The organism is Micromonospora sp. DT201 (genome assembly GCF_049841575.1).
Classification (GTDB): Bacteria; Actinomycetota; Actinomycetes; order Mycobacteriales; family Micromonosporaceae; genus Micromonospora.
The window spans coordinates 1-5,018 of record NZ_JBNCKP010000051.1 but is presented as its reverse complement, the minus strand read 5'-3'; the positions used below and the strand labels follow the sequence as shown (position 1 = coordinate 5,018).

Annotated in this window: 7 protein-coding genes; 1 reads left to right on the top strand and 6 read right to left on the bottom strand. The window is 69.5% G+C overall.

Annotated elements, in window-relative coordinates; genetic code table 11:
- The 5 genes from ACLQ28_RS34320 to ACLQ28_RS34300 form a co-directional block, all read right to left on the bottom strand.
- The coding region (locus ACLQ28_RS34320; RefSeq protein ID WP_425690413.1) for an endonuclease/exonuclease/phosphatase family protein at positions 1-448 on the bottom strand (448 nt) is incomplete at its 3' end.
- Between the two features lie 15 nt (positions 449-463).
- Positions 464-1,063 (bottom strand): dTMP kinase, encoded by a 600-nt coding sequence (gene tmk / locus ACLQ28_RS34315; protein WP_425690412.1) that lies wholly within the window; start codon positions 1,061-1,063, stop codon positions 464-466.
- Entirely contained in the window at positions 1,060-2,163 is a 1,104-nt protein-coding gene (locus ACLQ28_RS34310) for a radical SAM protein (protein ID WP_425690411.1), read from the bottom strand. Before ACLQ28_RS34310 ends, tmk begins: the two co-directional genes overlap by 4 nt.
- Positions 2,160-3,131: a phosphotransferase gene (locus ACLQ28_RS34305; RefSeq protein WP_425690410.1), complete on the bottom strand. Its 972-nt coding sequence runs from the start codon at positions 3,129-3,131 to the stop codon at positions 2,160-2,162. Before ACLQ28_RS34305 ends, ACLQ28_RS34310 begins: the two co-directional genes overlap by 4 nt.
- Positions 3,128-3,715 carry an HD domain-containing protein gene (locus tag ACLQ28_RS34300; RefSeq protein WP_425690409.1) on the bottom strand — a complete coding sequence of 196 codons (588 nt, stop codon included), beginning with the start codon at positions 3,713-3,715 and terminating at the stop codon, positions 3,128-3,130. The genes ACLQ28_RS34305 and ACLQ28_RS34300 overlap by 4 nt, the downstream gene beginning before the upstream one ends.
- Before the next feature lie 36 nt (positions 3,716-3,751).
- Between ACLQ28_RS34300 and ACLQ28_RS34295 the strand changes: the two genes are divergently transcribed.
- On the top strand, positions 3,752-4,198 hold the full coding sequence (locus tag ACLQ28_RS34295; protein WP_425690408.1) for a hypothetical protein: 447 nt from the start codon (positions 3,752-3,754) through the stop codon (positions 4,196-4,198).
- Here ACLQ28_RS34295 and ACLQ28_RS34290 read toward each other — a convergent pair.
- Positions 4,188-4,799: a hypothetical protein gene (locus ACLQ28_RS34290; protein WP_425690407.1), complete on the bottom strand. Its 612-nt coding sequence runs from the start codon at positions 4,797-4,799 to the stop codon at positions 4,188-4,190. The two genes, ACLQ28_RS34295 and ACLQ28_RS34290, sit on opposite strands and share 11 nt — an antisense overlap.
- Between the last annotated feature and the right edge of the window lie 219 nt (positions 4,800-5,018).

Here is a 5,018-nt window from a genome sequence, read left to right as displayed (position 1 = left end):
CGCCGACCACCAGATGTGCGCGGTCGGTGGTGGGTAATCGGGCCAGGGTGTCGGTGACGGTGGTGAGGAAGGTCCGCTTCTTGGCGAGCTTGGCCGGTGCCCGGTCGCTAGAGGGTACGTAGAGGCCGAGGATCGTGACGGCGGGGTCGGTGCCGAGGATGACGGCGGGGGCCCGGCCAGGCAGGCTGATGCCCGCAGTGAGGTGCGGGGCTGGGCGGGTGGGGATGCGGCTGGCGATGGCGCAGCCGCGGTCGCCGTCAGTCGCGGGCTGGTGAGCGATGGACATCCCGGCTGCCCGCAGGCCGGTGAGCAGGTGCCGGGTGCCGGGTCCGTTGCTGGTTTCGGTCAGGATGATCACGTGGTCGTCGCGTTGCAGCAGCCAGGTCAGGAGCTTCTGCGCGCGGGCGAGCGCGGCGGCCTGCACGTTGATCGTCAGAATGGACAGCACGGTGAGCCTCGCTGGTCAGGGGCCGTCGGCAGGTAGCAGGGCGAGAATAGTGTCCACGACCTGTTCGGGCGTGAGACCGTGGCAGCCGACGAAGTGTTGGCGCCACTGCTGCCGGTGCAGGTGGGTGGCGGCGTCGCGGTAGAGGGCGAGTTCTTTCTCGGGCGAGCCGGCCAGTTCCAGCCTGGTCAAGTGTGGTCTAGCTGCCAGGCGGGTGCGGATGACCTCTGGGTGGTCCTCGAGGTAGATGACGGTGGCGGGCAGGACGTAGCGGTTGTAGGACCAGATCTCGCCGAGGTCGAGGCCGTCGATGCGTTGCAGCACCAGCGAGGAGGCGACGTACCGGTCGGAGACGACATGCAGTCCGTCGTCGAGCCGGGGGATGATCTCTGTTTCGATGTGCGCGGCGCGGTCGGCGGCCAGAGCGAGGGCCAGTGCCTTGCCGTGCAGGAAGGATTCCTGGCGGCGCAGGAGCTGGCCCAGGGGCGTGCGGGTGGGCTCGCCGGTCAGGTGGACCCCTGCCGGTCCGAGTTCGGCGAGGCGGTCGGCCAGGCGACGGGCGACGGTGCTCTTGCCGACTCCGTTGGGGCCCTCCACGGCGATGAACAGGCTGCTCACCCCTTGGCCAGGGACAGCGGGAGCAGTCGACGGCCGGATGGGTCGGTGACGGGGCACTGCTCGGTATCGACATCGCCGATGCGGCCACCGGTGGCGATGACCGCGGCAGGGCAGCCCTTGCCGCACTGTCCGGCCAGCGCGCAGGAGCAGCAGGTCGGGTTGGCGCCGACCCGGTAGCGGCCATGGAAGTCGTAGGCGTCGAGGCCGGTGACAACTTCACTATCGAGGATGTTGCCGGTGAGGAACTCGGTATCGCGGTGCGCGGAGGCGGGCGTGCGAGCGGCGAAGACCAGGTAGGGGCACACGGCGACCTGCCCGTCGACGAAGACGTAGATCAGTTTTCCCGCGTCGCATCCGCCCAGCGGCAGGTCCTCGTTGGGGAACCGGATGCGCACGAGGTCGACTTGGCCGGCGAAGCGGTCGGTCACGGCCGTTATGGCGTCCATCGCCGCCGTGGTGGCGGCGAGCTTACTGCGGCTCTTCACCCCCCGCCCGAAGGAGGACAGCGGGTTCATCAGCACGTACTCCGCGCCGACGTCGACGGCGAATGCGCACAGGTCAGCGAACTCCTGCGGCACGGTCAGCGCGTTGGGCGTGGACAGCAGGCCCTTGAGCAGGCCAGCCTCGGCGAACTTGCGGGTGGCGGCGACGGTGGTGGCGAACGACGACCGGTCGCCGCGGAACTTGCCGTGACTGTCGGGCCGGAACCCGTCAAAGGACACGTTGACGTGAACGTTGCCCAAGGCGGCCAAGGCGGCTATATCGGCGTCGCGGGTCAGCGTCGCGTTGGTGCAGATGCCCACCGGCAGTCCCTGATCGGCCACCGCCTGGCACATCGCGATCAGGTTGGGGTGGACGAAGGGCTCGCCCCCGGTGAGCGTGAGGCGTTCGACTCGGGCGTCGAGCAGCCTGGGCAACACCCGGGTGGTGAAGTCGCCCAGGGACAGGTCAGACCCGACTGCGGTCGAGGAGACAAAGCAGTGGGCGCAGTGCAGGTTGCACCTTTCGGTGATCTGCACCAACGCCTTGCGCCCATCCCTGCCGACGGAGGTGCGGAAGTAGCAGGACGAGGCGTGGGTGTCCACGATGAGGCGCTTCATAAGAATCTTCCCGCAGTAGTGAGGTGACCTTCGGACGCGCCAGGCGGGGCGGCGTCGAGCAGTTGCGCCGCTGCGTGCAGTTGGCGGTGCACGACCTGGGCGTGAGGGCCATCGGTGTGGGGCTGGTGGTGGCCTGCGGCAGCTGTGGTCAGGAACCACCAGGCTGCCCATACGCGGTGCCATCCCAGCGCCCATTGAGCTGCCGGCAGGCCGCCGCGGTCCAACTGAGCGTCGGTGCTGCCGCCGGCCGCGACGTAGGCGCTGATCAGGCGGGTGAGTTGGGCGGGGTCTGCGGCGTTGCGGGTGCCGAACCAGGTGGCGAGGTCGAGCAGGCCGGGTCCGGTGAATGCTTTCGCCCAGTCGACGAGGCGGCATCCCCTGCGGCTGACGTGCAGTGAGCTGCGGTGGAACTCGCCGTGGCACAGCCCGAAGGGTTCTCTTCCGGCGCCGTCAGCGCGTCTGCCCGCCACCGCTGCCAGCCGCCGCAGCAGTTCCTCAGCCGCGCCCGTGTCGACGAAACGGCCCTGGCGGTGCAGCTCGTCGAGCGCGGCAAGCGCCTGCTCGGGCAGGCGCGCCAGGGTCCGCTGTTCGAACACGGGCAGCGCGGGGGCCGGGGGGATGGCGTGGATTGCGCTGGCGATGGCTGCGGCCTCGGCGATAGTTGCTGGGCGGAGAGGGTCGCCGAGGTCGTCCATCAGCATGCCCAGTGCATGCGGCCGTAGCGTGTAGCCGTGCAGATAGGGCACGGCGGCGCCGTGTTCGTTGAGGTGCCGCAGCACGGCGGCTTCGCCGGTGAACGGCGATGTGGCGAGCTTGCAGATCACACTGCTGCCGTCGCCCAGGCGCAGCCGCTGCACCGTCGACAGCTCCCACTCTTGGATGACCTGCCAGCCGGCCTGTTCGTGACCGGCGGCGGTGAGCAGGTCACGGCGCAGATGGTCCGCGAATGCGGCACCAATGACGATCATGGTTTGCTCGCCGCCTGAATACCGGTGGCGGCTCTCTCGAGCAGCGCCAGCGCGGTGTCGAGGCGTGCCGACATCGCGGCCGGTACCCGGGGATGGGCTGCCTGCTGAAAGGCCCGGAAGTGCGGCAGCAGCGTGAGCAGCGCCGGGCGCCTGCGGAGGAAGTCGGTGACGTCGCCGCTGGTATGCGCCCGTCGCAGCAGCGATGTCAGCGCGACGATCTTGTCGGCGGTCGAGGCGAGCAGCACCGGCAGGTCGTCGACGCTGATAGGCGGGTCCGGCCTGTCGAGGGCCTGGTGCTCGGCCTGCAGGGCGGCGATGATCCGCGGTACCTGCGGGCCGTAGGCGACGGCGAGGACCTGGTAGATGTCGGGCGTGTGGGGCGCGAAGTCGGGGATGTCGTGCAGCAGCGCTGCCGCTATCAGATCAGGGTCCGGGTCTGGTACATGTTCGCCGATGGTCACGGCGACCCGGACCGCGTGGGCCAGGGCGGGGCGGTCGTCGATGGCGTGTCCGGCGCACCATCGATGGGCGTCGCGCAGGGCGCGGTCGACGGCGGCGGCCCGGGGAGGGGATAAGACGGTCATGGCCTGATACCTCCTGGTTGCCGTAGCATCGGCGCCATGTCCGGACCGCTACCGCAGTGGTGTGAGCAGACGTGCGTGGTGTGTCCCGCCCAGCAGCTCGGTCCGGGCCAGTTCGACGTGGTCGACCGGCCCGGACCAGAGTTCTCCTACAACCCGGACATCGGATGGCGGGTCACCACCGATGGCGTCGCAGTGTGTGTGCACCCGTACCGGGTCGGACTGCCACCTGGCCGCTACGCCTCACGTGACGAACCTGTCCCCGACCAGACCTCACGACCCGCGCCGACGCCTGCATCCCTGGTGCTTCCTGCCGACCTGGTGGATCTGGAAGGCTGGCTCGTCGCCGTGCTGCGCGACGCCCCGTCGGAGCAGATCTTCGGTGCCGTCGCCCGCGCCGAGCGCCTCGCCAGCGAGAGGTTCGACCCGAAGCAGGTGGTGGCGGCCATGCGGCGGGTGTTGTCGGTGGAGCTGGCTAACCGCTGACCCCGACCGGTGTGGTCGCCGGGTCCGGCTGGTCGAAGTTGAAGTCGTGGCTGCGTCCGTCGCGTCCCAGGCCTGCGGCCTGGTAGTGGGCGTTGAGCTGGTTCAGGCGGCGGGTCACCTCTGCGGAGTCCAGCCAGTACCGCAGGGGCTGCGGTCCCCAGCCGGCGGCGGCGTAGTACGCGTCGGTCAGGCAGCCGCGGGTGTAGGTAAACGCTTCCAGCTCCGTGGCGTGCGGGAACGTGACCCCGAGGTCGCGCTGCATCCGGGACATCAGGGTGAACTGGGCCAGCACGGCGTGGATCATCTCGTCGACCGGCGCCGGCACCAGCAGCTCCGCGGCCTCCTCGTCGCCGCCGGACAGCTCGAACACCGCGGCCTTGAGCGCGAGGACCCGCATCGCTTCGGTCAGCAGCGGGCCGGCGTCCCGTTCCAGGGACCACCGGCTGATCGCCGGGTACCCGGTGAATGTCGCCCAGCAGCTGGAGTACTTCATCGACGAGCTGCGCAGCCGCTCGGACGACGAGTGGCGTGTGATCAGGTCGAGGATCTCGGCGGCTCGGCGACCGACCTCAGCCGGTTCGGGCATGGTTCGTGGGGCCATGGCACATCCCTCCTACGGGAGCGTTGGACACAGGCAGGCGTAACCAGCCGGCAGCCGGATCGCCCGTCACCGCTGTCCTCGCGCCGTCGACGCACACGGTGATGCCCAATTAAGGGCCGGGGGCACGGCTGTCGGTAAGCCGTTGCTGTGACTTCTGACAAGCTCCGACATTGACCTGCTCAGACCATGAATGGCTCGACGGCCGAACGCCGTGATGCA

What these genes read in the sequence shown, in the direction of transcription:
- ACLQ28_RS34305 (WP_425690410.1), bottom strand. Translation starts at nt 3,131, where the DNA reads ATGATCGTCATTGGTGCCGCATTCGCGGACCATCTGCGCCGTGACCTG.
- ACLQ28_RS34290 (WP_425690407.1), bottom strand. Translation starts at nt 4,799, where the DNA reads ATGGCCCCACGAACCATGCCCGAACCGGCTGAGGTCGGTCGCCGAGCC.
- ACLQ28_RS34310 (WP_425690411.1), bottom strand. Translation starts at nt 2,163, where the DNA reads ATGAAGCGCCTCATCGTGGACACCCACGCCTCGTCCTGCTACTTCCGC.
- ACLQ28_RS34295 (WP_425690408.1), top strand. Translation starts at nt 3,752, where the DNA reads ATGTCCGGACCGCTACCGCAGTGGTGTGAGCAGACGTGCGTGGTGTGT.
- ACLQ28_RS34300 (WP_425690409.1), bottom strand. Translation starts at nt 3,715, where the DNA reads ATGACCGTCTTATCCCCTCCCCGGGCCGCCGCCGTCGACCGCGCCCTG.